This is a genomic window from Streptomyces sp. NPDC002779 (genome assembly GCF_042888685.1).
GTDB lineage: Bacteria > Actinomycetota > Actinomycetes > Streptomycetales > Streptomycetaceae > Streptomyces.
The window spans coordinates 82,737-105,111 of sequence record NZ_JBIAQC010000017.1; the positions used below are offsets into that span (position 1 = coordinate 82,737).

At 72.7% G+C, this 22,375-nt stretch carries 18 protein-coding genes; 12 read left to right on the plus strand and 6 right to left on the minus strand.

The window, feature by feature from the left end:
* The first annotated feature begins 138 nt into the window (after nt 1-138).
* From ACFYW5_RS32845 to ACFYW5_RS32860, 4 genes are all read left to right on the plus strand, one after another.
* Nucleotides 139-930, plus strand: a complete 792-nt coding sequence (locus ACFYW5_RS32845; protein WP_389420777.1) for an RNA polymerase sigma factor SigF — start codon at nt 139-141, stop codon at nt 928-930.
* Between the two features lie 161 nt (nt 931-1,091).
* Nucleotides 1,092-1,766, plus strand: a complete 675-nt coding sequence (locus ACFYW5_RS32850; RefSeq protein WP_389420778.1) for a hypothetical protein — start codon at nt 1,092-1,094, stop codon at nt 1,764-1,766.
* 34 nt (nt 1,767-1,800) lie between these two features.
* On the plus strand, nt 1,801-3,048 hold the full coding sequence (locus ACFYW5_RS32855) for an aminotransferase class I/II-fold pyridoxal phosphate-dependent enzyme (RefSeq protein ID WP_389420779.1): 1,248 nt from the start codon (nt 1,801-1,803) through the stop codon (nt 3,046-3,048).
* On the plus strand, nt 3,045-4,163 hold the full coding sequence (locus tag ACFYW5_RS32860) for an MBL fold metallo-hydrolase (protein WP_389420780.1): 1,119 nt from the start codon (nt 3,045-3,047) through the stop codon (nt 4,161-4,163). Before ACFYW5_RS32855 ends, ACFYW5_RS32860 begins: the two co-directional genes overlap by 4 nt.
* A 16-nt stretch (nt 4,164-4,179) precedes the next feature.
* Here the strand turns inward: ACFYW5_RS32860 and ACFYW5_RS32865 are convergent, their stop codons facing one another.
* Together ACFYW5_RS32865 and ACFYW5_RS32870 are read right to left on the minus strand one after the other, a co-directional pair.
* Nucleotides 4,180-4,800: a DedA family protein gene (locus ACFYW5_RS32865; protein ID WP_389420781.1), complete on the minus strand. Its 621-nt coding sequence runs from the start codon at nt 4,798-4,800 to the stop codon at nt 4,180-4,182.
* Nucleotides 4,797-5,570: an MBL fold metallo-hydrolase gene (locus ACFYW5_RS32870; RefSeq protein ID WP_389420782.1), complete on the minus strand. Its 774-nt coding sequence runs from the start codon at nt 5,568-5,570 to the stop codon at nt 4,797-4,799. The genes ACFYW5_RS32865 and ACFYW5_RS32870 overlap by 4 nt, the downstream gene beginning before the upstream one ends.
* Nucleotides 5,571-5,655: 85 nt before the next feature.
* Between ACFYW5_RS32870 and ACFYW5_RS32875 the strand changes: the two genes are divergently transcribed.
* The 8 genes from ACFYW5_RS32875 to dnaK all read left to right on the plus strand — a co-directional run bounded on the left by ACFYW5_RS32875 (nt 5,656) and on the right by dnaK (nt 15,860).
* The gene (locus ACFYW5_RS32875) at nt 5,656-6,057 is read left to right on the plus strand and encodes a hypothetical protein (protein ID WP_389420783.1); all 402 of its coding nucleotides are present in this window, start codon (nt 5,656-5,658) and stop codon (nt 6,055-6,057) included.
* An 86-nt stretch (nt 6,058-6,143) separates the two neighbouring features.
* On the plus strand, nt 6,144-8,210 hold the full coding sequence (locus tag ACFYW5_RS32880) for an alkaline phosphatase family protein (protein WP_389420784.1): 2,067 nt from the start codon (nt 6,144-6,146) through the stop codon (nt 8,208-8,210).
* A 79-nt stretch (nt 8,211-8,289) separates the two neighbouring features.
* Nucleotides 8,290-9,351: an ATP-binding protein gene (locus ACFYW5_RS32885; protein ID WP_389420785.1), complete on the plus strand. Its 1,062-nt coding sequence runs from the start codon at nt 8,290-8,292 to the stop codon at nt 9,349-9,351.
* A gap of 53 nt (nt 9,352-9,404) precedes the next feature.
* Complete coding sequence (locus ACFYW5_RS32890; protein WP_389420814.1) at nt 9,405-11,174, plus strand: hypothetical protein; 1,770 nt, start codon at nt 9,405-9,407, stop codon at nt 11,172-11,174.
* 63 nt (nt 11,175-11,237) lie between these two features.
* Nucleotides 11,238-11,666 carry an OsmC family protein gene (locus ACFYW5_RS32895; protein WP_351981101.1) on the plus strand — a complete coding sequence of 143 codons (429 nt, stop codon included), beginning with the start codon at nt 11,238-11,240 and terminating at the stop codon, nt 11,664-11,666.
* A gap of 99 nt (nt 11,667-11,765) precedes the next feature.
* Nucleotides 11,766-13,148 carry a CorA family divalent cation transporter gene (locus tag ACFYW5_RS32900; protein ID WP_389420786.1) on the plus strand — a complete coding sequence of 461 codons (1,383 nt, stop codon included), beginning with the start codon at nt 11,766-11,768 and terminating at the stop codon, nt 13,146-13,148.
* 6 nt (nt 13,149-13,154) lie between these two features.
* Nucleotides 13,155-13,904 carry a glycerophosphodiester phosphodiesterase family protein gene (locus ACFYW5_RS32905; protein ID WP_389420787.1) on the plus strand — a complete coding sequence of 250 codons (750 nt, stop codon included), beginning with the start codon at nt 13,155-13,157 and terminating at the stop codon, nt 13,902-13,904.
* A 93-nt stretch (nt 13,905-13,997) separates the two neighbouring features.
* Entirely contained in the window at nt 13,998-15,860 is a 1,863-nt protein-coding gene (gene dnaK, locus ACFYW5_RS32910; protein ID WP_389420788.1) for a molecular chaperone DnaK, read from the plus strand.
* A gap of 3 nt (nt 15,861-15,863) precedes the next feature.
* On the opposite strand, the gene narI is transcribed toward dnaK, so the two are convergent.
* The 4 genes from narI to ACFYW5_RS32930 are packed head-to-tail and all read right to left on the minus strand — an operon-like array spanning nt 15,864 to nt 22,340.
* On the minus strand, nt 15,864-16,586 hold the full coding sequence (gene narI / locus ACFYW5_RS32915) for a respiratory nitrate reductase subunit gamma (RefSeq protein ID WP_389420789.1): 723 nt from the start codon (nt 16,584-16,586) through the stop codon (nt 15,864-15,866).
* Nucleotides 16,583-17,077, minus strand: coding sequence for a nitrate reductase molybdenum cofactor assembly chaperone (gene narJ / locus ACFYW5_RS32920; protein WP_389420790.1), 495 nt, complete (start codon nt 17,075-17,077; stop codon nt 16,583-16,585). The genes narI and narJ overlap by 4 nt, the downstream gene beginning before the upstream one ends.
* Nucleotides 17,077-18,672 carry a nitrate reductase subunit beta gene (narH, locus tag ACFYW5_RS32925; RefSeq protein WP_389420791.1) on the minus strand — a complete coding sequence of 532 codons (1,596 nt, stop codon included), beginning with the start codon at nt 18,670-18,672 and terminating at the stop codon, nt 17,077-17,079. Before narH ends, narJ begins: the two co-directional genes overlap by 1 nt.
* Nucleotides 18,672-22,340: a nitrate reductase subunit alpha gene (locus tag ACFYW5_RS32930; RefSeq protein ID WP_389420792.1), complete on the minus strand. Its 3,669-nt coding sequence runs from the start codon at nt 22,338-22,340 to the stop codon at nt 18,672-18,674. Before ACFYW5_RS32930 ends, narH begins: the two co-directional genes overlap by 1 nt.
* Between the last annotated feature and the right edge of the window lie 35 nt (nt 22,341-22,375).

The window sequence follows — 22,375 nt, forward strand, 5'->3', positions numbered from 1 at the left end:
GCACTCCCAGTGCTTCGGACAGGAGGCACATCCGTGGGAGCGGCGGAACGTCGACACGGCTGCGTACCGTCCGGTTCCGCTGCGCGCTCCCACGCTGACCGTCCAACCCAGAGCACCGACGAGGGAGTTGCGACGCACATGCCCACACGAGTGAGCGCGAAGCACCACCCGCACGACGACGCCCCCGACACCGCGGAGGCGTTCCGCACGCTCAGCACGCTGCCGGCGGGTCCGGAGCGCGACGCGCTCCGTGGGCGGATCGTCGAGGCCTGGCTGCCGATGGCGGACCGGCTCGCGGGACGGTTCCGCAGCCGAGGCGAGAGCTACGAGGATCTGCGTCAGGTCGCGGCCCTCGGCCTGGTCAAGGCCGTCGACCGGTACGACCCCGAGCGCGGCAACGCGTTCGAGAGCTACGCCGTGCCGACCATCACCGGCGAGATCAAGCGGCACTTCCGGGACCACATGTGGACGCTGCACGTGCCGCGCCGGGTCCAGGACCTGCGCAACCGGGTGCGCTTCGCCGTGCAGGACCTGCAGACCGTCTCCGGGCGCAACCCCTCGGTGGCCGAGATCGCGGAACACGCCGACATGAGCGAGGCCGACGTCCGGGCCGGCCTCGAGGCGCTGGAGAGCTTCACGGCGCTGTCCCTGGACGCGGAACTGCCCGGCAGTGAGGACGGGTACTCCCTGAGCGACGCGCTCGGCTCCGCGGATCCCGCCCTGGACACGGTGGTGGACCGGGAGGCCGTGAAACCGCGGCTCGCCGCACTGCCGGAGCGGGAGCGGGTGATTCTGTACATGCGGTTCTTCGGGGACATGACGCAGAGCCGGATCGCCGAGGAGCTGGGCATCTCGCAGATGCACGTGTCCCGGCTGATCAGCCGGTGCTGCGGACGCGTCCGGGAACAGATCCTCCGGGACGCGGCCTAGACCTACCGGCGGGCAAAGCTTTCCCTCGGTTTTCACCCGCACGGCCGCCTCGCGTCCCGCTAACGGCGGACGCCGCGCGCGGCCGGGCCCCGGGCGGGCTGTGATGGCTGCGGGACACGTGTCTGCGTGTCCCGCAGCCGTCCGCGCGAGGAGCCCGCACCATGCGCCGCAGAGTCCGTGTCCTGTCCGCCCTCGCCCTGGGGGGTGTCCTCCTGGGCTTCGCCGCCTCCTCGGCCTTCGCGGAACCGGCCGCGGAGGTCAGCCCGGCCACCGCGCATCCCGGCGGAAGCATCACCGTCTCGGTCACCTGCGACCCCACCGGCGGCCCCGCGCCCGCCACCCTCGACGCCACCTCGCTGGCCTTCGAGGAGGAGACCGTCGCCCTGCACAAAGCCACCGGCGACGACGGGGCCGCCTACCGCGGCACCGCCCGGATCGCCTCCGCCGAGGAACTCGAAGGCGGAGTCGAACCGCTGGGCCCCGACACCGCCTGGACCGTCGAGGGAACCTGCCCCGCCGCCCCCGGCGGCCAGGGCAAGCAGTGGAGCGCCACCTTCACCGTCGCCAAGGGCGGCCCCACCGCCCCGCGGCCGTGCCCCACCGAGCACCACACCCCGTCCTGCCCCCCGACGGCCGTCACCCCTCACCCGTGCGTGACCGGCGGACACCGCGCGTCCTGCCCGCCCGCGGTCGTCCAGCGCGGGGTACGCGCCGGCGAGGGCGGTACGTTCACCGACTCCGTCCCCGCCCTGGTGGCCGGCGGCGTGCTGATCGCGGGAGCGCTGGGCGGTGCCGTGTACCGGCTGCGCCGCACGGGAAGAGGTGCCGACAGCTGATCTCGTACCGTGTACGTACCAGGAGGGAGTCCAGGTGGCGCGGAGCGTTCCCGAGAGCCACGGCCCCGTCCGGTACGGGCCGCCGCTGCCCGGGGACGGGCTGCCCGTGCTGCCCGAGCTGTCCGCCGAGCTCGCCGCTGCCGCCGCCCGCCCGGAGAGCGAACCCGTCGGAGGCGGCGGGGCCCTGCTCGACGCCGCCTGCGGCCACTGGGACCGGCGTGGTCTGCCCGCCGTGCCCGACCGGGTGGTCGCCGCACCCGGCGCCCCCGCCCTGCTGCTCGCGCTGACCGCCGCGCTCGGCGGTGACGTCCTGGTGCCCCGGCCCTGCGCGGCCTGGTGGGGGCCGTACGCCCGGCTGCTGGGACGACCCGTCTTCCATGTCGCCACCCCGGCCGAGTGCGGCGGGGTGCCCGACCCGTACGCCCTGCTGGAGACCGTGCGCCGGGTCCGCGCCGAGGGCGGCGACCCCCGCCTGCTGGTGCTGTCCGTCGCCGACGACCCCACCGCCACCGTGGCGCCGCCCGAGCTGCTGCACGAGACCGTCGAGGCCGCCGCGGGCGAGGGACTGCACCTGGTCAGCGACGAGACCTGGCGCGACACCCGGCACCTCCCGTACGACACCGTGCTGCTCAGCCCCGCCGAGATGCTGCCGGAACGGGTCACTGTCGTCACCGACCTGGCCGGAGCCCTGCTGCCGCCCGGCTGGCCGGCCGCGATCGCCCGGTTCCCCTCGGACGAGGTCGGCGCGGACCTGCACGCGCGCGTGCTCGACGTGCTCACCGCGATGGGCGCCCGCGTCGCCGGTCCGGTCGCCGCCGCGGCCGGATACGCGCTGACCGAACCCGAACCGGTCCTCGCCCGCCGGGCGGCCGCCGTGGCCCTGCACACGCACCTGGCCGCCGCCCTGCACGCGGCCGTCGTCGGGGCGGGAGCCCTCGCCCTTCCCCCGCAGGCCGGCCGCCACCTCTACGTCGACCTCGGCCCGCTGCGCCCCACACTGAGCGTGCACGGAGTAGGGGACGCCCAGGACCTGGAGGACTTCCTGACCGCCCGCCTCGGCCTGCCCGCGCCGGGCGGCCACCGTTTCGGCGACGACCTTGGGGCGCCGCGCGTACGGCTGTCCACCGGGGACCTGCTCGGCGCCACGGACGAGGAACGCGCGGCCTGCCTCGGATCCCCCGCGCCCTGGGAACTGCCGCATGTGCGACGGGCGTTGAGCCGTGTGACATCGGTCTTCGACGATCTCCGCGACGACGCCCGGCGAGGGGAGCCCGCTCGATGACGCAGCAGTCCGAGACCACCCGGGAAAAAGAAGGGGCAGCCGAGCGGGAAAGGGCGGCCGAGCAGGAAAGGGCAGCCGAGTTGGAAGGGGCAGCCGAGTTGGAAGGGGCAGCTGGTCACCCCGCCTCCACGGCACCGTTTCCGCCGCTCGCCGAACCCCGCCCGCTGGGCGAGCGCCGGGTGTGGCCGCGTACCTTCCACGACCGGCTGACCGCCCCGCTGCCCGGCCTCAAGGCCATGGCCCGGTTCGCCCGCGAGGGCGCCGTCCGACCCGGCCGGGAGGGCCTCGCCGACCTCCCGCTGCTGCCCTTCGAACCCGGCCCGCTGCCGAGCGTCGACGCCCGCACGGTCGCCGTCTCCTGGGCCGGGCACGCCAGTTGGGTGGTCCGGATCGGCGGGCTCACCGTCCTCACCGACCCGGTCTGGTCCCGCCGCATCATCGGCACGCCCGCCCGGATCACCCCGGTCGGCATCGACTGGGACGCCCTGCCGCGCGTGGACGCGGTCGTCATCAGCCACAACCACTACGACCATCTGGACGCCCCCACCCTGCGCCGGCTCCCGCGCGACACACCGGTGTTCGCGCCGGCCGGCCTCGCCCGCTGGTTCCACCGCCGCCGCTTCACCCGCGTCACCGAACTGGACTGGTGGGAGGCGGCCGAACTGGACGGCGTGCGCTTCGACTTCGTTCCGGCCCACCACTGGTCCAAGCGCAGCCTCACCGACACCTGCCGCAGTCTGTGGGGCGGCTGGGTCCTCACGGCCCCGGACGGCCGGCGCGTGTACTTCGCGGGCGACACCGGCTACGGCCACTGGTTCGCCCGCATCGGCCAGCGCCACCCCGGGATCGACCTCGCCCTGATGCCGGTCGGCGCCTACGACCCGCGCTGGTGGCTCAGCGACGTCCACTGCGACCCGGAGGAAGCGGTGCGGGCCGTGCAGGACCTGGGAGCGCGCAGGATGGCCCCCATGCACTGGGGCACGTTCGTCCTGTCCGCGGAGCCGGTCCTGGAGCCGCTCACCAGGGTGCGGGCGGCGTGGCAGGCGGCGGGGCTGCCCAGGGAGGACCTGTGGGACCTGCCCGTCGGTGCGTCCCGGGTACTGGAGGACCGGTGACCGGCGGTGACTGACCTCACCCGGCAGCCCGGAGGCGCCGCCAGACGCTGGGCGCCGCACTGACGGCCAGCGTCAGCCCCACCGCCGCGACGACCCCCTCCCAGGGCTCCGGGAACAGCGACCCGCCCAGGATCCCGATCAGCTGATACGTCACCGCCCACGCCAGGCACGCCGGGAAGTTCCCCCGGGCGAACCTCCGCATCGGCCACTTCGCGACCAGACAGGCGAGCATCACCGGAAGCCGCCCCGCCGGAACCAGCCGGGACAGCACCAGCACCGCCACCCCGTGCTCGGCCAGCTTGGTCTGCGCCTGCTCCAGACGCTCCTCCGGCGCCCGCGACCGTATCGCCTCCAGCCACCGCGACCCGTTCTTCGACTTCATCCCCCGCCGCCCGAGCCAGTACAGCGTGGCATCCCCCAGGAACGCGGCCAGGGACGCCGTGACGAACACCATCGCCAGCGCGAAGGGCGCCGTCTGATGGAACGCCACCACCGCGGCCGTACTCACCAGCACCCCCGTCGGCACGACCGGCACCAGCGCGCCCAGCAACACCAGGACGAACAGCGTCGGGTAGCCGATCGCCTGGTGCGTGGACTCGGCCGACACCGTCGCCGACGCGGCGGTGAGCCAGGTCACGCGCTCACCCCCAGCCGTATGCTCTCGCCGTGCCCGAGCCGGTGCACGGTGACATCGGGCGCGCGCTGCGCGGCGAGCCGGACGAACTCGTGGCCGGGCGAGTGGAACTCGTGGGGGCGCACGGCGTCCATGCCGATCGGCCAGTACGTGCCGTAGTGCACCGGCACGGCACTGCGGGGCGCCAGCCGCGCCAGTGCCTCCGCCGCGCGCCCCGCGTCCAGATGACCCTCGCCGAGATACGGCCCCCAGCCGCCCACCGGCAGCAGCGCCGCGTCCACCGGCCCGACCTCCTCGGCCATCTCGTCGAACAGGCCGGTGTCCCCGGCGAAGTAGGTGCGCGCCTCGCCCTCGACGACGAAACCGAGAGCGGGGGAGTGATGGCGCCCGACCGGCAGCCGGCGGCCGTCGTGCCGGGCCGGCACGACACGCACCCGCACCGCGCCCACCTGTGCCACATCCCCGGGCGCCACCTCGGTGACCCGCAGGTGCGTGAGCCGGCGCAGTCCCGGCACGGCCCGTGGTGCGCCCCGGGGCACGAGCAGGCGGGTGCCCTCCGCGAGCCGCGCCAGGGAGGGAACGTGCAGGTGGTCGGCGTGCAGATGGGAGACGAGCGCGACGTCCGCGCGCCAGGCACCGGGCGCCGGGAGCGCGCCTCGGCGCCGGCGCAGATGCGCGAGCCGGCGGGCGAACAAAGGGTCGGTGAGGACGCGTACGTCCGAGTCGGCGACCGTGCAGGTGGCGTGACCCCACCAGGTGATCTCCACGGACACCTCTTTGCCTCCTTCGCGCGACTCCCCCGAAGCCTACGGGCAGGAGTAGTGTCGGCGCCTGAAACCCGGAGGTGAGGGGGACCCCATGGGACCGGTGCGGGTCACGGCGATCGCGAGTCTGACGCCGCTGGAGGAACTGGACGCCGACCCCTTTCTGGTGGACTCCCGCAGCCAGCACGCCATCTGCGCGCGATGGGCGGCGGAGCGGGGCTACACGGTCAGCCGGGAGCTGCTGGTCCGCAAGCTGCGGCCGGACCACCTGGTGCTGTGGGACGGGGTGCGGCCCGGCGTCGACCTGTTCGTGGTGCCCAGCCGCCGGGTACTGGAGAGCGCGCTGTCCTCCGCCGAGGAGTTCACCGCGGAGTGCGCGCGGCGCGGGGTGCGGGTGGAGACCGTGGGCTGCGAGGAGCCGCGGTACGACTCCCGGATGAAGGCCCAGGTGCACCGGCGGCTGTCGCTGCCGACCGCGGGGTACGACGGCCGCTAGCAACGGCGCCCTGCCCCTGCGCGTCCATATGACAAGGTGGAGGGCAGGCCCGCCGGTGTCGGGCCGGGACGTGAGGTGTGCGGGGAGTGCAGGGGCGGCGTTGGCGGCGGGTCGCCAGTCAGATCGGGCGCAGCGTCGCGGTGTGGGCGGTGTCGACGCTCACCCTGCTGGTGCTCGCCGGGATCCTGCCGGACTTCCAGCTCCAGTCCCCCCACGGCGACAGCTCGACCCGGATCGCCGTCACGGCCGCGTTCGGCGCCGGCGCCTTCGGTGTGCTGTCCGCCCTGGTCTGGCCGCTCCTGGTCCGGTTGCTGCTGCTGGTGCCCGCCCTCGTCCTCGGCCTGCTGGTCTTCTTCCTCAACGGCGCCCTCCTGCTGGTCGCCCTGCGGCTGAACCCCGCCGAGCGCGGCGGCGTCGCCTGGGAGACCGCCGTGGTGGTCGCCGCCGTGATGTCCGCGGTCGCCTCCGCCACCGGCGCCGCCCTCGCCGTACGGGACGACGACGCCTACCGCCGCCGGCTGTACCGCCTGGCCGACCGCCGGCGCGGCACCGGGCCGCCCTGTCCGTCCACTCCGGGCACCGTCTTCCTGCAGCTCGACGGGGTCGGTCACGACGTGCTGCGGGACGCCGTCCGCAAGGGGCTGATGCCGACCCTGGCCCGCTGGACCGGCGGGGACCGCCCCACCCACCGGCTCACCCCCTGGCGCACCGACTGGTCCAGCCAGACCGGCGCCAGCCAGCTCGGCATCATGCACGGCAGCAACCACGACGTCCCGGCCTTCCGCTGGTACGAGAAGGACAGCGGGGAGGTGATGGTCTGCAACCGCCCGACCAGCGCCGCCGAACTCCAGCGCCGGGCCGTGCGGCACAGCGGCGACGGCGGACTGCTCACCGTCGACGGCGCCAGCCGCGGCAACCTGTTCAGCGGCGGCGCCGAGGAACAGGCCCTGGTGCTGTCCATCGCGACCATGCGCCGCAGCCGCGAAACCCGCTCCCGCGCCGGCTACTTCGCCTATTTCTCCGACCCGGCCAACGCGGTGCGCACCGCGCTGTCGTTCGTCGCCGAGGTCGGCCGGGAGATCGGCGAGTCCACCCGGGCCCGGCTGCGCAAGACCCGCCCGCGGGTCTCCCGAGGCGGCCTCTACCCCTTCGTACGGGCCTTCGCGACCGTCGTCGAACGGGACGTCGTCGTCTCCGCGGTGATGGGCGACATGCTCGCCGGGCGCACCGCCGTCTACGCCGACCTCGTCGCCTACGACGAGGTGGCCCACCACTCGGGACCGGCGAGCCGGGACGCCGAGAAGGTCCTCGAACGCCTGGACCGGGCGCTGGAGCTCATCGAGAACGTTGCCGAGCACGCCCCCCGGCCGTACCGGATCGTGGTGCTGTCGGACCACGGGCAGAGCCCCGGCGAGACCTTCCGCGCCCGCTACGGCCTCACCCTCGGCGACCTGGTGCGGGCCGGCTGCGGGCTGCCCGTGCCGCGCCGGGCCCGCCGCACCCACAGCGATGCCGAGGCCCGCACCGCCGTGCGCGCGGCGCTGCGCATCCCCGTCGAGGAGCGCGGCGAGAAGGACCGCCCGGCCCGCCGCTCGGAGCCGATCGTGCTGGCCTCCGGCAACCTCGGCCTGATCTCCTTCCCGGACGTCCCCCACCGGATGACCAAGGAGGAGATCGACGCCCGCCACCCCGCGCTGCTGACCACGCTCGCCAACCACCCCGGCATCGGCTTCCTGCTGGTGCGCAGCGAGCGGCACGGCGGGGTCGTGCTCGGCCCGTTCGGCACCGAGATCCCGCTGGACCGCCTCGACCAGGACCCCGGCCCGCTCGCCCCCTTCGGGCCCGGCGCCGCGGACGCCGTGCGGCGCACCCACTCCTTCCCGCACACCGCCGACATCATGGTCAACTCCATGTACGACCCCGCCGACGGCGAAGTCCTCGCCTTCGAGGAGCAGATCGGCTCGCACGGCGGGCTCGGCGGCGCCCAGGGCCGGGCCTTCCTGCTCTCGCCGCTCGTGCTGTCCGCGCCGGCCGCGGACGGGGCGGAACTCGTCGGCGCCGAGCACATCCACCGTGTGCTGCGCCGCTGGCTGGACGAGGCGGGCGGGCCCCAAGTGCCGGTGGAGCGGCCCGCGGAGGAGCGGGCGGCCTGAAAACCGGGTGCGTCAAAAGGGTCGTACGCCCACACTGTACGCAGCCGACATCGCTCGAACACCCCTGAGGAGTCCTGCTTTGCAGGCTGCCGTCACCGTCACCCCCGCCCGCCTTCCGGAACTCCTCCTCGGCCTCGCCACCGTGCGGCCCGTGTTCGTCTGGGGCGCCCCCGGCATCGGAAAGTCCTCCCTGGTGCGGGACTTCGCCGCCTCGCTCGGACTGGAGTGCGTCAGCCTGCTCGGCACCCAGCTCGCGCCCGAGGACCTGATCGGCGTGCCGCAGATCAAGGACGGGCGGTCGGTGTTCTGCCCGCCGGAGACGATCGCCCGCGACGAGCCGTACTGCCTGTTCCTGGACGAGCTGAACGCGGCCGGCCCGGATGTGCAGAAGGCGTTCTACTCGCTGATCCTGGACCGCCGGATCGGCAGCTACGAGCTGCCCGAGGGGTCGATCGTCATCGGGGCCGGCAACCGCGCCACCGACAACGCGCTCGCCCGCCCGATCGCCTCCGCGCTGATCAACCGCCTCACCCATGTCCATCTGGCGGCCTCCCCGAAGGACTGGCTGGTCTGGGCGGGGGAGAACGGCGTGCACCCCTGGGTGGTGGACCACCTCACCGACCGGCCCGACCAGCTGTGGTCCAAGCCGCCCAAGACCGAGGAGCCGTTCTCCACGCCCCGGTCCTGGCACATGCTCTCCGACGCGCTGCACTCCTTCGGACGGGACCTGGACGAGGAGACCCTGAAGGTCCTCGCGCACGGCACGCTGACGCCCGCCCACGCGACCGCGTTCTGCGGCTACGTCAAGATCGTCCGCAGCCGGTTCGGCATCGAGGCGATCATCAAGGGCGAGGCCCGCTGGCCGAACCGCCCGGAGGACCGCGACCTGCTCTACTACCTCGCCGACTCCTTCCGCGGCCGGCTGGTCAAGGAACTGCCCGCCGGCAAGGAGCACATGTCGGCGAGCGGCCGCCAGACCGCCTACCGCGCCAAGTCGCTGCTGGTGCAGCTCGCGGAGATCTCCGTCGAGGTCGCCCAGACCGTCATCGCCTCCGACGCGGACGGCAATCCCGTGCTGCCCTCGTGGTTCCTCGTCGAGGCGGCCCGGGACATGCCGCGGCTGGTGGAGGCCCGCCGGTGAGCCGTCAGCGGCCGAAGAAGCGGGACCTGGCCGCGGAGGCGCTCGCCGAGGGGATGCGGCTGGTGAAGGCCAACCCGGCGCTGGCGGCCGTGGAGTTCGACCTGTGCCGCCAGGAGGACTGCGCGCTGGCCCCGCGCGAGGGGCTGGTGCGCGTCACCTCCTCCGCCACCCTGCACGTCCACCCCGACCTCCCCCACGCTCGAACAGACTCGCGCGGGGGGACCCCCATGGCCACGCCGGCCGCGTGGGCCTGGGCCCTCGCCCACGCGATCCTGCACCTCGGCTTCGGCCATGTCCCGGCGGCCCCAGGCGTCCGCGAGCAGCCCGACGCCTGCGACCTCGCCGCCCGCTGTGTCGTCGTCAACCGATTCCTGCTCGGCTTCACCATCGGCGAGACCCCCGAGGAACTGCCCGCCGCCTACCCCGACGGCGACGAGGAGCAGCTCGCCGCACGCTGGCGCCGCACCGGCCTCCCGGCCGCGTACGAGCGCTGCGGCACCGCGGGCGGCGAGCCGGACCTGCGGCTGGTGGAGTGGCAGGGCTGGTACGGGCAGCCGCCCGACCACCAGCTGGCCTTCGCCACCGCGCTGACCCGGACCGTGTCCGCAGCGATGGACATGGCGGGCGGCCGCCGCGAGAGCCTGGACGGCGAACCGGCCCGGCAGCGCCCCTGGCAGCGCGCCCTGAGCTGGTTCATCGCCTCCTACCCGCTGCTCGCCGGGATCGCCTCCGGCATCAGGCTGGTCGCCGACGCCGAACTCGCCCGCGCCCACGGCATCTCCGTCGCCGCGGTGAACGCCGAGGCGGGCGAGATCTACGTCAACCCGCTCCGCTCCCTCGACGACGAGGAGTGGCGGTTCGTGCTCGCCCACGAGATGCTGCACGCCGCCCTGCGCCACGGCGACCGCTGCGGCGCCCGCGACCCCTACCTCTTCAACGTCGCCTGCGACTACGTCGTCAACGGCTGGCTCAAGGAGATGGACGTCGGCACCATGCCCGAGGGCCTGCTGTACGACGCCGGGCTCACGGGGCTGTCCGCCGAGGAGGTCTACGACCGCATCGCCGGCGATCTGCGCCGGATGCGGCGCCTGGCCACCCTGCGCGGCAAGGGCGTCGGCGACATCCTCGGCGCGCCGCTGTGCCCGCCGGGCGACTTCGCCGACCTCGACGAGTTCTACCGGCGCGGCCTGTACCAGGGCCTGGATCTGCACCAGCGACAGGAACGCGGCTTCCTGCCCGGCGGCCTGGTCGAGGAGATCCGCGCCCTGAGTCATCCGCCGCTGCCCTGGGACGCGCGACTGGCCCGCTGGTTCGACGAGTTCGTGCCCCGCCCCGAGCCGGTACGGACGTACGCCCGCCCGGCGCGCCGGCAGGCCGCCACGCCCGGCATCCCGCGCGCGGGACGCCGGTTCCCGCCCGAGGAGGTCGCCCGCTGCACCTTCGGCGTGGTCCTGGACACCTCCGGCTCCATGAACCGCATCCTGCTCGGCAAGGCGCTCGGTGCCATCGCCTCCTACGCCGAGGCCCGGGACGTCCCGGCCGCGCGGGTGGTGTTCTGCGACACGGCTCCGCACGACGCGGGCTATCTGCCGGTCACGGAGATCGCCGGGCGGGTGCGGGTGCACGGCCGGGGCGGCACGGTCCTGCAGCCGGGCATCGATCTGCTGCACCGCGCCGACGACTTCCCGCCCGGCGCCCCGGTCCTGGTGATCACGGACGGCTGGTGCGACGTGCTCAGGGTGCGGCGCGAGCACGCCTATCTGATTCCGCAGGGCGCCCGGCTGCCGTTCTCCGCAGGCGGGCCGGTCTTCCGGGTGAGCTGAGCCGGAATGTGATCGGATAGTGCTCACGGACCCGAACACGGGACCTCACTGAAGGGAATCATCGTGGCAACCACGCGCTCCGCACACACCGTGTGGGAAGGCAACCTGTTCCAGGGCAACGGCGTCGTGACCTTCGACTCCTCCGGCAGCATCGCCGCGCAGCCGGTGTCGTGGCCGTCGCGCGCCGAGGAGGCGAACGGCAAGACCAGCCCCGAGGAACTGATCGCGGCGGCGCACTCCAGCTGCTACTGCATGGCCTTCTCCAACGGCCTGGACAAGGCGGGCACTCCGCCCACCAAGCTCGTCACCTCCGCGGACGTGACCTTCCAGCCCGGCCAGGGCATCACCGGCATCCACCTCACCGTCGAGGGCACGGTGCCCGGCATCAGCGAGGAGGACTTCCTGGCCGCCGCCGAGGACGCCAAGGCCAACTGCCCGGTCAGCCAGGCCCTCAAGGCCGTCCCGATCACGCTGTCCGCGAAGCTCGCCTGAGCGTCGGGGAGCATGGTTCGCGCAGGCCGCCCGCCGGGGTGGCCTGCGCGACGTCGGTTCGGGGTATGACATGGACGCCGATGAGTCGGAAGGACCGCGATGGTGACGGGAACCGCAGGCGGCGGGACGGTGCTCGACTCCGCCACCCGGGAACTGACCCGCGTTCTGCTGCTGTTCAGCCTCGGCTGCCGGGTCCGCCCGCCCGACCCCGCCCCGGACACCCTTGTCGACCGCTTCCCCTTCGGCCGGTTCCGGCCGCACCTGGAGTCCGGCGAGGCGGTGCTGCCGGTACCGGTGCTGGCCGAGACGACGGCCCCGGGCGAGCTGAGGCTGCCCGGCGGCGACCACGGCCTGACCCTGGCTCGCGTCGACCTGCTCGTCGTCGCCACCCCGCGCGGGGACGCCACGCTGCTGCTGGACTGCGAGTTCGCCGGAGACACCGAGGCGCTCGCCGTCGCCTCCTGGCTCGCCACCACCTGCTTCGAGCGCGACCGCCTGCGGCTCGGCGGCCGACCGCTGCTGGAGGTGCTGAGGGAACGCCTGGGCCTGCGGGAGCCGGTCACCTTCGGCCTCAACGTCCACCAACTCGTCTACCCGGGCGGCCGGTTACGCGAGGACGTGCTCTCCCACGCCGACGACACCCACCGGGCGGCGCTGCTGAACAGGATCATCTACCGCGGCATGATGCCCGCCGAGGCCGCCGACCGGCTCGCGGTCAGTGTGCCGCCCAACCTCACCCACCACGGCGTCACGCTCACCGCCCACGGCCGCGGGGTCTCCGTCCAGGCGGGCTGGGCGGTCCATGTGGAGAACGGCCTCGCCGTCGTCGCGCTCGGCATGATCTCCGCGCTGGCCGTGCTCCAGCGCACCCGGCTCGCGGCCTTCGCGATGATGAAACAGAACGAACAGGCCCTGACCGACTCGGCGTCCGAGGTCCGCACCCTGATCTCCCGCCTGTCCGACGGCGTGAACGAGCTCCAGCTGGACCTCGCCTTCGGTGTCGAGGCGTACGTCGACAGCCTGCTGATCCCGGAGATGCTCACGGAGGGTTTCCAGTCGTCGCTGCGCGACACCCTCGGCATCCGCGACAGCCTCGACAACTCCGCCCGCATGGTCGAGCGGCTCACCTCCGTCATCAGCGCCCGCTCGGCGGCCCTGGACGCCGCCCTCGCGGAACGGGACGAGCGGCAGAACCGGGTCGTCTCCGCGCTGGTCGCGGTGGCCACCCTGATCGCCCTGCCACCGACCCTGCTGCTGGCCTTCTTCGGCGTGAACGCCACCGACGTCGACGAGGGCCGCTCCATCCTCGACCTCGGCCGGTACGGCACCGCGTACGCGCTGGCCTGGCTGCCCTTCGTCGCGCTGGCGGTGATCGGCTACCTGCTGCTGCGCAGGGTCGGCAGACGGCCCGGCACGCTGCTGCCCGCCTCCGACCCGCCGACCGCTCCGGTGCCCGCACCACGTACCTCTCCCGGGAGTTGACCGATCATGCCGCGACGACCCGCCGTCTCCGCCCACCGCGGCGGCTCCGAACGCGCCGGTGCCGCCACCTGGGAGGCGTACGAGGACGCGCTGCTCAGCGGCGCGGAGTACGTCGAGTTCGACATCCGGCGGACCGCGGACGGCGTCCTCGTCGTCTACCACGACGCCCGCGCCTGCCACACCGGGCCGCTCCTGTCGACGATCACCCACGCGGAGCTCAGCGAGCGGGCCGGGTACGCGGTGCCGGTCGTCGACGAGGTGATGGAACTGATCGCCGGGAAACTCGTCGGCCACCTGGACCTCAAGGAGGTCGGCTACGAACGCGAGGTGATCGACCGGGCCGTCGCCCTGCTCGGTGAGGACGGCTTCGTCGCCACCACCCTGGAGGACCGTTCCGTCGCCGCGATCTCCCGGGCCTTCCCCCGGGCGCGCACCGCCCTCTCGCTGGGCCGCGACCGGGACGAGGTCGGCTGGGCCCGGCTCCCCGGGACCCGGCTCAGCGAACTGCTGCCGATGCGGCGGGTGCGGGCCTGCGGGGCCGGCGGGGTCGCGGTGCACCAGCAGCTGGCCCGTGCCCGGGTGCTCAGGGAGGCGACCCGCAACGGCCTGTTCACCATGGTGTGGACGGTCAACGACGACACCCTGATGCGGACCTTCCTCGGCCACCCGCGGGTGGACGTCCTGATCACCGACCGGCCGCGGCGGGCCGTGGCCCTGCGCGGCGAGCCCCGGGAACCGGAGCGGGTGACCGGCTGAGCCCGCGCCCGGGGTACCCGCACCATTGACAAGAGCGCACTCAAGTTTTGTGCTGGAGTTCGGGGAAGTGCCCTGGCACGGAAGGGGACAGCGATGGGACGTGCGGTCGGTATCGATCTCGGGACCACGAACTCGGTGGTGGCCGTGCTGGAGGGCGGCGAAGCCACGGTCGTCGCCAATGCGGAGGGGGCCAGGACCACCCCCTCGGTCGTGGCCTTCGCCAAGAACGGCGAGGTGCTCGTCGGTGAGGTGGCCAAACGGCAGGCGGTGACCAACGTCGAGCGCACCGCCCGCTCGGTCAAGCGCTACATGGGGGACGGCGGCTGGCGCTTCCCGCAGGAGGGCTCGGTCGACGGCACCCGCTACCGCGCGCAGGAGCTGTCGGCCCGGGTGCTGCAGAAGCTGAAGCGGGACGCCGAGTCCTATCTCGGCGAGGACGTCACCGACGCCGTGATCACGGTCCCCGCCTACTTCGACGACGCCCAGCGGCAGGCGACCAAGGAGGCCGGTGAGATCGCGGGCCTGAAGGTGCTGCGGATCATCAACGAGCCGACCGCGGCCGCCCTCGCCTACGGTCTGGACCGCGGCGAGGAGCAGACCGTACTCGTCTTCGACCTCGGTGGCGGCACCTTCGACGTCTCCCTGCTGGAGATCGGCGACGGCGTCATCGAGGTCAAGGCCACCAATGGCGACACCCACCTGGGCGGCGACGACTGGGACCAGCGGGTCGTCGAGCACCTGGTGAAGAAGTTCAAGGGGCAGTACGGCGTCGACCTGGGCAACGACAAGATGGCCCTGCAACGGCTGCGCGAGGGCGCCGAGAAGGCCAAGATCGAGCTGTCCAGCTCCTCGGAGACCACGATCAACCTGCCCTACATCACGGCCTCCGCCGAAGGGCCGCTGCACCTCGACGAGAAGCTGACCCGCGCCCAGTTCCAGGAGCTCACCGCCGATCTCCTGGACCGCTGCAGGACGCCCTTCCACCAGGCGGTCAAGGACGCCGGGATCAAGCTCGCCGCGGTCGACCACGTGATCCTCGTCGGCGGCTCGACCCGGATGCCGGCCGTGACGGAGCTGGTGAAGGAGCTGACCGGCAAGGACCCGCACAAGGGCGTCAACCCCGACGAGGTCGTGGCGGTCGGCGCGGCCCTCCAGGCGGGGGTGATCCGCGGCGATGTCAAGGACGTGCTGCTGCTCGACGTGACCCCGCTGTCCCTGGGCATCGAGACCAAGGGCGGCATCATGACGAAGCTGATCGAGCGCAACACCACGATCCCGACCCGGCGTTCGGAGATTTTCACCACCGCCGCCGACAACCAGCCCTCCGTCGGCATCCAGGTCTACCAGGGCGAACGCGAGATCGCGGCCTACAACAAGAAGCTCGGCGTCTTCGACCTGACGGGTCTGCCGCCCGCGCCCCGGGGGGTTCCGCAGATCGAGGTCGCCTTCGACATCGACGCCAACGGCATCATGCACGTCTTTGCCAAGGACCTGGCCACCGGCCGCGAGCAGAAGATGACGGTCACCGGCGGCTCGGCCCTGCCCAAGGAGGACATCGACCGCATGATGCGGGACGCCGAGCAGTACGCGGAGGAGGACCGCAAGCGCCGCGAAACCGCCGAGACCCGCAACCAGGCCGAGCAACTCGTCTACCAGACGGAGAAGTTCGTCCGCGAGAACGAGGACAAGGTGCCCGCCGACACCCGCTCCGAGGTGCAGTCCGCGCTCACCGAGCTGAAGGCGCTCCTGGAACGCGAGGCGGACACCGCCGAGTTGCGCACCGGCGTCGAGAAACTCGCCACCGTCAGCCAGAAGATGGGGCAGGCGATGTACGCGCAGGCCGACTCGGAGCCCACGGACCGGCCCACCGCACCCCAGGAGGACGAGGGCGTGGTGGACGCGGAGATCGTCGACGACGAGAAGGACCAGAAGGACCAGAAAGGAGGGGCCGCCTAGCGGTCAGCGGCGGGTCGTCTCCCAGCCCCGCCGCTCCGGTCGCGGGCCGAGCCGCTTCGGGTCCCGGCTGCGGTACACCACGTACGGCCGGAACAGATACTGCACCGGCGCGCTGAACATGTGCACCAGCCGGGTGTACGGCACCAGCGCGATCAGGACCATGCCGATCACCGCGTGGACCTGGTACAGCACCGGCACCCCCGCCATCGCACCGGTGTCCGGGCCGAGCGTGAACAGGCTGCGGGCCCACGGGGCGAGGGAGTGCCGGTAGTCGTACCCGTCGCCGGAGGAGTGGGCCAGCTTGGCGGCCATGCCCAGCACGATCGCCGCGACCAGCACCAGGTACATCAGCTTGTCGTTGGCGGTCGTGGCGCGGAACACCGGGGCCCGGGTGCGACGGCGGTAGACCAGCAGCGCGATCCCGGCGACGGTGACGACACCGGCCGCGGTGCCGCCGTAGAGGGAGAACAGGTGGTAGGCGTGCTCGCTCACGCCCAGGGCGGCGGTCCACGACTCCGGGACGAACAGGCCGACGAGGTGGCCGACCAGGACGAAGAGGATGCCGTAGTGGAAGGCGGGCGAGGCGATGTTCAGCAGCTTCGACTCGTACACCTGGGAGGAGCGGGTGGTCCAGCCGAACCTGTCGTAGCGGTGGCGCCAGAGCAGTCCGGCGACGAGCAGGACGAGGACGAGGTACGGCAGGACGCCCCACAGGAACAGTGTCATCGGCGCGTCCCGGTGGGCGTGGTCGGCAGCGTGGCGCACACGGCGTCCAGGACGGCGGCGTACGGCGTGCCGAAGTCGGTGAGCCGGGAGCGGAGCTGCTCCAGGGCGTCGCGGTGTTCGAGGAGCAGGTCGAGGTTGCCGGTGCGGGCCGCGAACTCCAGTACCGCGGGCAGGAAGTCGGGCAGTTCCTCGCCGCTGAACTCCAGGCCGTGCTCGCGGTAGAGGTCCTTGAAGCGCACCAGCGACATCCCGCGCCGCCGGGTGTCCCCGTCCCGCCACCAGCTCAGGTACAGGCTGTGCCGGTTCTTGAAGTCGAAGACCTGCACATAGTGCGCGGCCAGCTCCTGGGCGTCGGTCACCGCCGCGTGGTCGGTGAACTCCCGCAGCTGGGGCGCGGCTTCGCGCAGCAGCGGAAGCCGGGCGCGGAAGTCGTCGTCGGGATAGGTCAGGCAGAGCGCCGCCGCCTGGTAGAGCACCGCGTCCGAGGGCATCAGGTCTCCTCCGCGTCGTCCGAGGTCTGGCGTCTGCGCAGCAGGTGGAAGTTCTCCACGCTCACCAGGGGAAGCAGCCGGCGGCCCGAGTCCTGGCCGAACGGCCCGTCCCCGCCCATGCCGGGCCCGCCGTCGTGGTCGAGGGAGCAGTCCTGCGGCAGCGCGGACTCCTCCAGGCGCCGCGCGTCACCGACGGCGGCGGTCGGAATCACGTACCGGTCCTCGTACTTGGCGATGGCCAGCAGGCGGTACATCTGCTCGATCTCCTCCGGTCGCATCCCGACGGCGGCCGGCACCGCCGGGTCCGGTTCCTCGCCGAGGTTCAGCGCCCGCATGTGGGAGCGCATCGCGGCGAGCTTCTCCAGCGAGGCCCGCACCGGTGCGGTGTCCCCGGCGGTGAAGAGCTCCGCGAGGTACTCCAGCGGGATGCGGAGGGTGTCGATGGCGCCGAACAGGTTGTCCGCGTCCTCGCCGTCGTGGCCCGTCTCCGTCAGCGCGTCCACCACCGGTGACAGCGGCGGGATGTACCAGACCATCGGCATCGTGCGGTACTCCGGGTGCAGCGGGAGGGCCACCCGGTAGGTGCTGATCAGCGCGTGCACGGGGGAGCGGCGGGCAGCCTCCAGCCAGTCGTACGGGATCCCCGCCTCCTCGGCCGCCCGCCGCACCTCCTCGTCCTCCGGGTCGAGGAAGACACCCAACTGGGCCTCGTACAGGGCCTTCTCGTCCCGCACGGACGCGGCGGCCGTCACCTGGTCGGCGTCGTAGAGCACGACCCCGAGATAGCGCAGCCGTCCCACGCAGGTCTCCGAGCAGACCGTCGGCAGCCCGGCCTCCAGGCGCGGGTAGCACAGGGTGCACTTCTCGGCCTTGCCGGTGCGGTGGTTGAAGTAGACCTTCTTGTACGGGCATCCCGTCACGCACATCCGCCAGCCCCGGCAGCCGTCCTGGTCGACCAGGACGATGCCGTCCTCCGCCCGCTTGTACATCGCGCCGGACGGACAGGCGGCCACGCACGCCGGGTTCAGGCAGTGCTCGCAGATGCGCGGCAGATAGAACATGAAGGTCTGCTCGAACTCGAAGCGCACCTTGTCGGCGACCTGCTGCCGGGTGCGTTCCACCATCGGGTCCAGGTCGCCGTAGGCGGGGGCGCCCGCGAGGTTGTCGTCCCAGTTCGAGGACCACTCGATCTTCATCGGCTTGCCGTCGAGCCGGGAGACCGGGCGGGCCACGGGGTAGTCGTCGCCGAGCGGGGCGTCGGTGAGGTTCTGGTAGTCGTACGTCCAGGGCTCGTAGTAGTCCTTGATCTCCGGGAGCTTGGGGTTGGAGAAGATCCCGGCCAGCGAGCGCAGCCGCCCGCCCGACTTCAGTTTCAGCGCGCCCCGCCGGTTCAGCTCCCAGCCGCCGCGCCAGCGCTCCTGGTCCTCGTAGCGGCGTGGATAGCCCTGTCCCGGGCGGGTCTCGACGTTGTTGAACCAGACGTACTCCATGCCCTGCCGGTTGGTCCACGTCTGTTTGCAGGTGACCGAGCAGGTGTGGCAGCCGATGCACTTGTCGAGGTTCATCACCATGGCGATCTGGGCCATCGGGCGCATCAGTACTCGACCTCCTGCCCGCGGCGGCGGATCACCGTCACCTCGTCGCGCTGGTTGCCCGTCGGGCCCAGGTAGTTGAACGCCCACGACAACTGGGCGTAGCCGCCGATCAGATGGGACGGCTTGAGGATCAGCCGGGTGAGCGAGTTGTGGATGCCGCCGCGCCGGCCGGTCGTCTCCGCGGTGGGGACGGCGATCGTGCGCTCCTGGGCGTGGTGCATGTACACCGTGCCGGCCGGCATCCGGTGCGAGACGACCGCCCGCGCGACGACGACGCCGTTGCGGTTGACCGCCTCGATCCAGTCGTTGTCGGCGACCCCGATCGCCTCCGCGTCCTGCGGGGACATCCAGATGGTCTGGCCGCCGCGGGAGAGCGCCAGCATGAACAGGTTGTCCTGGTACTCGGAGTGGATGGACCACTTGTTGTGCGGGGTGAGGTAACGGACCGTCACCTCGCGGGTGCCGTCCGGACCCGGACGCGGTTCCCCGAACAGCCGGTGCATGTCCAGCGGCGGCCGGTACACGGGCAGCGCCTCGCCCAGCTCATGGATCCAGTCGTGGTCCAGGAAGAAGTGCTGCCGCCCGGTGAGGGTGTGCCAGGGCTTGAGGTGCTCGGTGTTGAGCGTGAACGCCGTGTAGCGGCGCCCGCCCGATTCGCTGCCCGACCACTCCGGCGAGGTGATGACCGGCACGGGCGCGGCCTGGGTGTCGGCGTACGTGACGCGCTTGCCCTCGTGCTCGGCGGCGAGGTGGGCCATCGGCTGCCCGGTGCGGGCCTCCAGGGTGCGGAAGCCCTGGGTGGCGAGGCGGCCGTTGGTGGTGCCGGAGAGGGCGAGGATGGTGTTGGCGGCCTTGACCGCGGTGTCGAGGGAGGGGCGGCCCTCGAAGCCGGTGCCGTTGAGCCGCCGCAGGTGCTCGACCTCCTCGTCCGGCCGCAGGGCGATTCCCTTGGCGGGCAGCCCCAGTTGCTCGACCAGCGGGCCGAGCGCCGCGAACTTCGCGCCGATCTTGGTGTAGTCGCGCTCCACGACGGCCAGGTGCGGCATCGTCCGGCCGGGCACGGGGTCGCACTCGCCGCGCTTCCAGTCCCGTACCACCCCGCCCGGCTGGGCGATCTCGCCCGGGGTGTCGTGCTGCAGCGGGGAGGCGACGAGATCCTTGCGCACGCCGAGGTGGCCGGCGGCCAGCTCGCTCAGTTTCTCCGCCAGCGCCTTGAAGGTGTCGAAGTCGGTGCGCGCCTGCCAGGGCGGGTCGACCGCCGGGGTGAACGCGTGCACGTAGGGGTGCATGTCCGTGCTGGACAGGTCGTGCTTCTCGTACCAGGTCGCGGCCGGGAGGACGACGTCGGACAGGAGCGTGGAGGAGGTCTGCCGGAAGTCCAGCGACACCAGCAGGTCGAGCTTGCCCTCGGGCGCCTCGTCCCGCCAGGTCACCTCGCGCGGCCGTTCCTCGGGCCGGGCCTCCTCGGCGCGCAGCGAGGAGTGCGTGCCCAGCAGGTGCTTGGTGAAGTACTCGGCGCCCTTGGCCGACGAGCCCAGCAGGTTGGCCCGCCACAGCGTCAGTACGCGCGGCCAGTTCTCCGGCGCGTCCGGGTCCTCGCAGGCGAACTTCAGGGTGCCCGCCCGCAGTTCGGCGACGGTTCTGGCCACCGGATCGCCGAACGCCTCGCCCAGCTCCAGCGGATTGCGGTCGAAGGTCGGGTACGACGGCATCCAGCCCGCCCGCGCGGACAGCGCGAGACAGTCCGCGCCCGTCATCCCCGCCAGCCGGCCCGCACCCAGCGGCGAAGTGAGCGCGTCGGCGGTGAACCGGTCGTAGCGCCACTGGTCGGTGTGGAGGAACCAGTACGCCGTGCCGATCATCTGCCGCGGCGGGCGGGACCAGTCGGAACCGGCCGCGAGGGTGGCCCAGCCGGTCGCCGGGCGGCACTTCTCCTGGCCGACGTAGTGCGCCCAGCCGCCGCCGTTGCGGCCCTGGCAGCCGGTGAGCTGGAGCAGCGCCAGAAAGGCGCGGTAGATCGTCTCGGAGTGGAACCAGTGGTTCGTCCCGGCGCCCATGAGGATCATGCAGCGGCCCTTGGAGCGCTCGGCGGTGCGCGCGAACTCCCGGGCGATCCTGACGCACTTCGCCGCCGGGACGGAGGTGTGGGCTTCCTGCCAGGCGGGGGTGCCGGGCGCGTCCGCGTCGTCGTAGGAGGCGGGCCAGCTGCCCGGCAGACCGGGGCGGGAGACCCCGTACTGGGCGAGCAGGAGGTCGTGGACCGTGGTGACCAGCGGGCCGTCGGCACCACCGAGACGGATCGCCGGGACGCCCCGGCGCAGGACGTCCCCGGAGCCCTGCGCGGTGTCGAAGCGGGGGAGCAGCACCTCGACCCCGGCCGCGCCGGAGTGGCCGTACAGGCTCAACCGCGGGACGGTGTCGCCGAGTTCCAGATTCCAGTCGCCCTTGCCGGAGTCGGTCCAGCGGAAGCCCAGGGAGCCCTTCGGGACGACGGCGCGGCCGGTGACCTCGTCGAGGACGACCGTCTTCCACTCGGCTCCCTCACCGTCCTGGCCGACATCGCGGGCGCGCAGGAACTTGCCGGGGACGTGGGCGCCGTCCCGTTCGGTGAGCGTGACCAGGAAGGGCAGGTCGGTGAACTGCCGTACGTAGTCCGCGAAGAACGGGGTCTCGCGGTCGACGAAGAACTCCTTGAGGACGACGTGGCCCATCGCGAGGGCCAGCGCGCCGTCCGTTCCGGGGTGCGGGTGCAGCCACTCGTCGGCGAACTTGGCGTTGTCGGCGTAGTCGGGGGCGACCACCACGACCTTCTGGCCGCGATAGCGGGCCTCCGCCATCCAGTGCGCGTCCGGGGTCCGGGTGACCGGGACGTTCGAGCCCCACATCATCAGATAGGCCGCGTCCCACCAGTCGCCGGACTCCGGTACGTCGGTCTGATCGCCGAAGACCTGCGGGGAGGCCACCGGAAGGTCGGCGTACCAGTCGTAGAACGACAGCATCGGGGCGCCGATCAGGGAGTGGTAGCGGGCGCCCGCCGCGTGCGACACCATCGACATCGCGGGAATGGGGGAGAAGCCGGCGATGCGGTCGGGGCCGTGGGTCTTGATGGTGTGGACCTGGGCGGCGGCGACGATCTCCACCGCCTCGTCCCAACTCGCCCGCACCAGACCGCCCTTGCCGCGGGCCCGCTGGTAGCGGCGGCGGCGCTCGGGGTCGCCCTGGAGGTCGGCCCAGGCGAGCACGGGGTCGTGCAGGCGCTGCTTCGCCTCCCGGTACAGCTCCAGCAGCACGCCTCTGACGTACGGGTGGCGGACCCGGGTGGGGGAGTAGGTGTACCAGGAGAAGGCGGCGCCGCGGGGACAGCCGCGGGGCTCGTACTCGGGGCGGTCGGGGCCGACACTCGGATAGTCCGTCTCCTGGGTCTCCCAGGTGATGATGCCGTCCTTGACGTACACCTTCCAGCGGCAGGAGCCGGTGCAGTTCACGCCGTGCGTGGAGTTCACGACCTTGTCGTGGCTCCAGCGGTCCCGGTAGAAGACGTCCGCCTCCCGGCCGCCCGTGATCCGGACGCTGTGCAGGTCCGGCGCGGCCGTGCCGGACCGGAAGAACCGGCCGGCCCGCAGCAGGGCCGCACCGGGCTCGGTGGGCGGTACCCGGGTGTCGGTCACCTGCGCTCCCTTGCTTGCCCGTGGCTTTCGAACCT

What these genes read in the sequence shown, in the direction of transcription:
- ACFYW5_RS32875 (WP_389420783.1), top strand. Translation starts at nt 5,656, where the DNA reads ATGGGACCGGTGCGGGTCACGGCGATCGCGAGTCTGACGCCGCTGGAG.
- narI (WP_389420789.1), bottom strand. Translation starts at nt 16,586, where the DNA reads ATGACACTGTTCCTGTGGGGCGTCCTGCCGTACCTCGTCCTCGTCCTG.
- narH (WP_389420791.1), bottom strand. Translation starts at nt 18,672, where the DNA reads ATGCGCCCGATGGCCCAGATCGCCATGGTGATGAACCTCGACAAGTGC.
- ACFYW5_RS32905 (WP_389420787.1), top strand. Translation starts at nt 13,155, where the DNA reads ATGCCGCGACGACCCGCCGTCTCCGCCCACCGCGGCGGCTCCGAACGC.
- narJ (WP_389420790.1), bottom strand. Translation starts at nt 17,077, where the DNA reads ATGCCCTCGGACGCGGTGCTCTACCAGGCGGCGGCGCTCTGCCTGACC.
- ACFYW5_RS32900 (WP_389420786.1), top strand. Translation starts at nt 11,766, where the DNA reads ATGGTGACGGGAACCGCAGGCGGCGGGACGGTGCTCGACTCCGCCACC.
- ACFYW5_RS32850 (WP_389420778.1), top strand. Translation starts at nt 1,092, where the DNA reads ATGCGCCGCAGAGTCCGTGTCCTGTCCGCCCTCGCCCTGGGGGGTGTC.
- ACFYW5_RS32845 (WP_389420777.1), top strand. Translation starts at nt 139, where the DNA reads ATGCCCACACGAGTGAGCGCGAAGCACCACCCGCACGACGACGCCCCC.
- ACFYW5_RS32860 (WP_389420780.1), top strand. Translation starts at nt 3,045, where the DNA reads ATGACGCAGCAGTCCGAGACCACCCGGGAAAAAGAAGGGGCAGCCGAG.
- dnaK (WP_389420788.1), top strand. Translation starts at nt 13,998, where the DNA reads ATGGGACGTGCGGTCGGTATCGATCTCGGGACCACGAACTCGGTGGTG.
- ACFYW5_RS32890 (WP_389420814.1), top strand. Translation starts at nt 9,405, where the DNA reads ATGCGGCTGGTGAAGGCCAACCCGGCGCTGGCGGCCGTGGAGTTCGAC.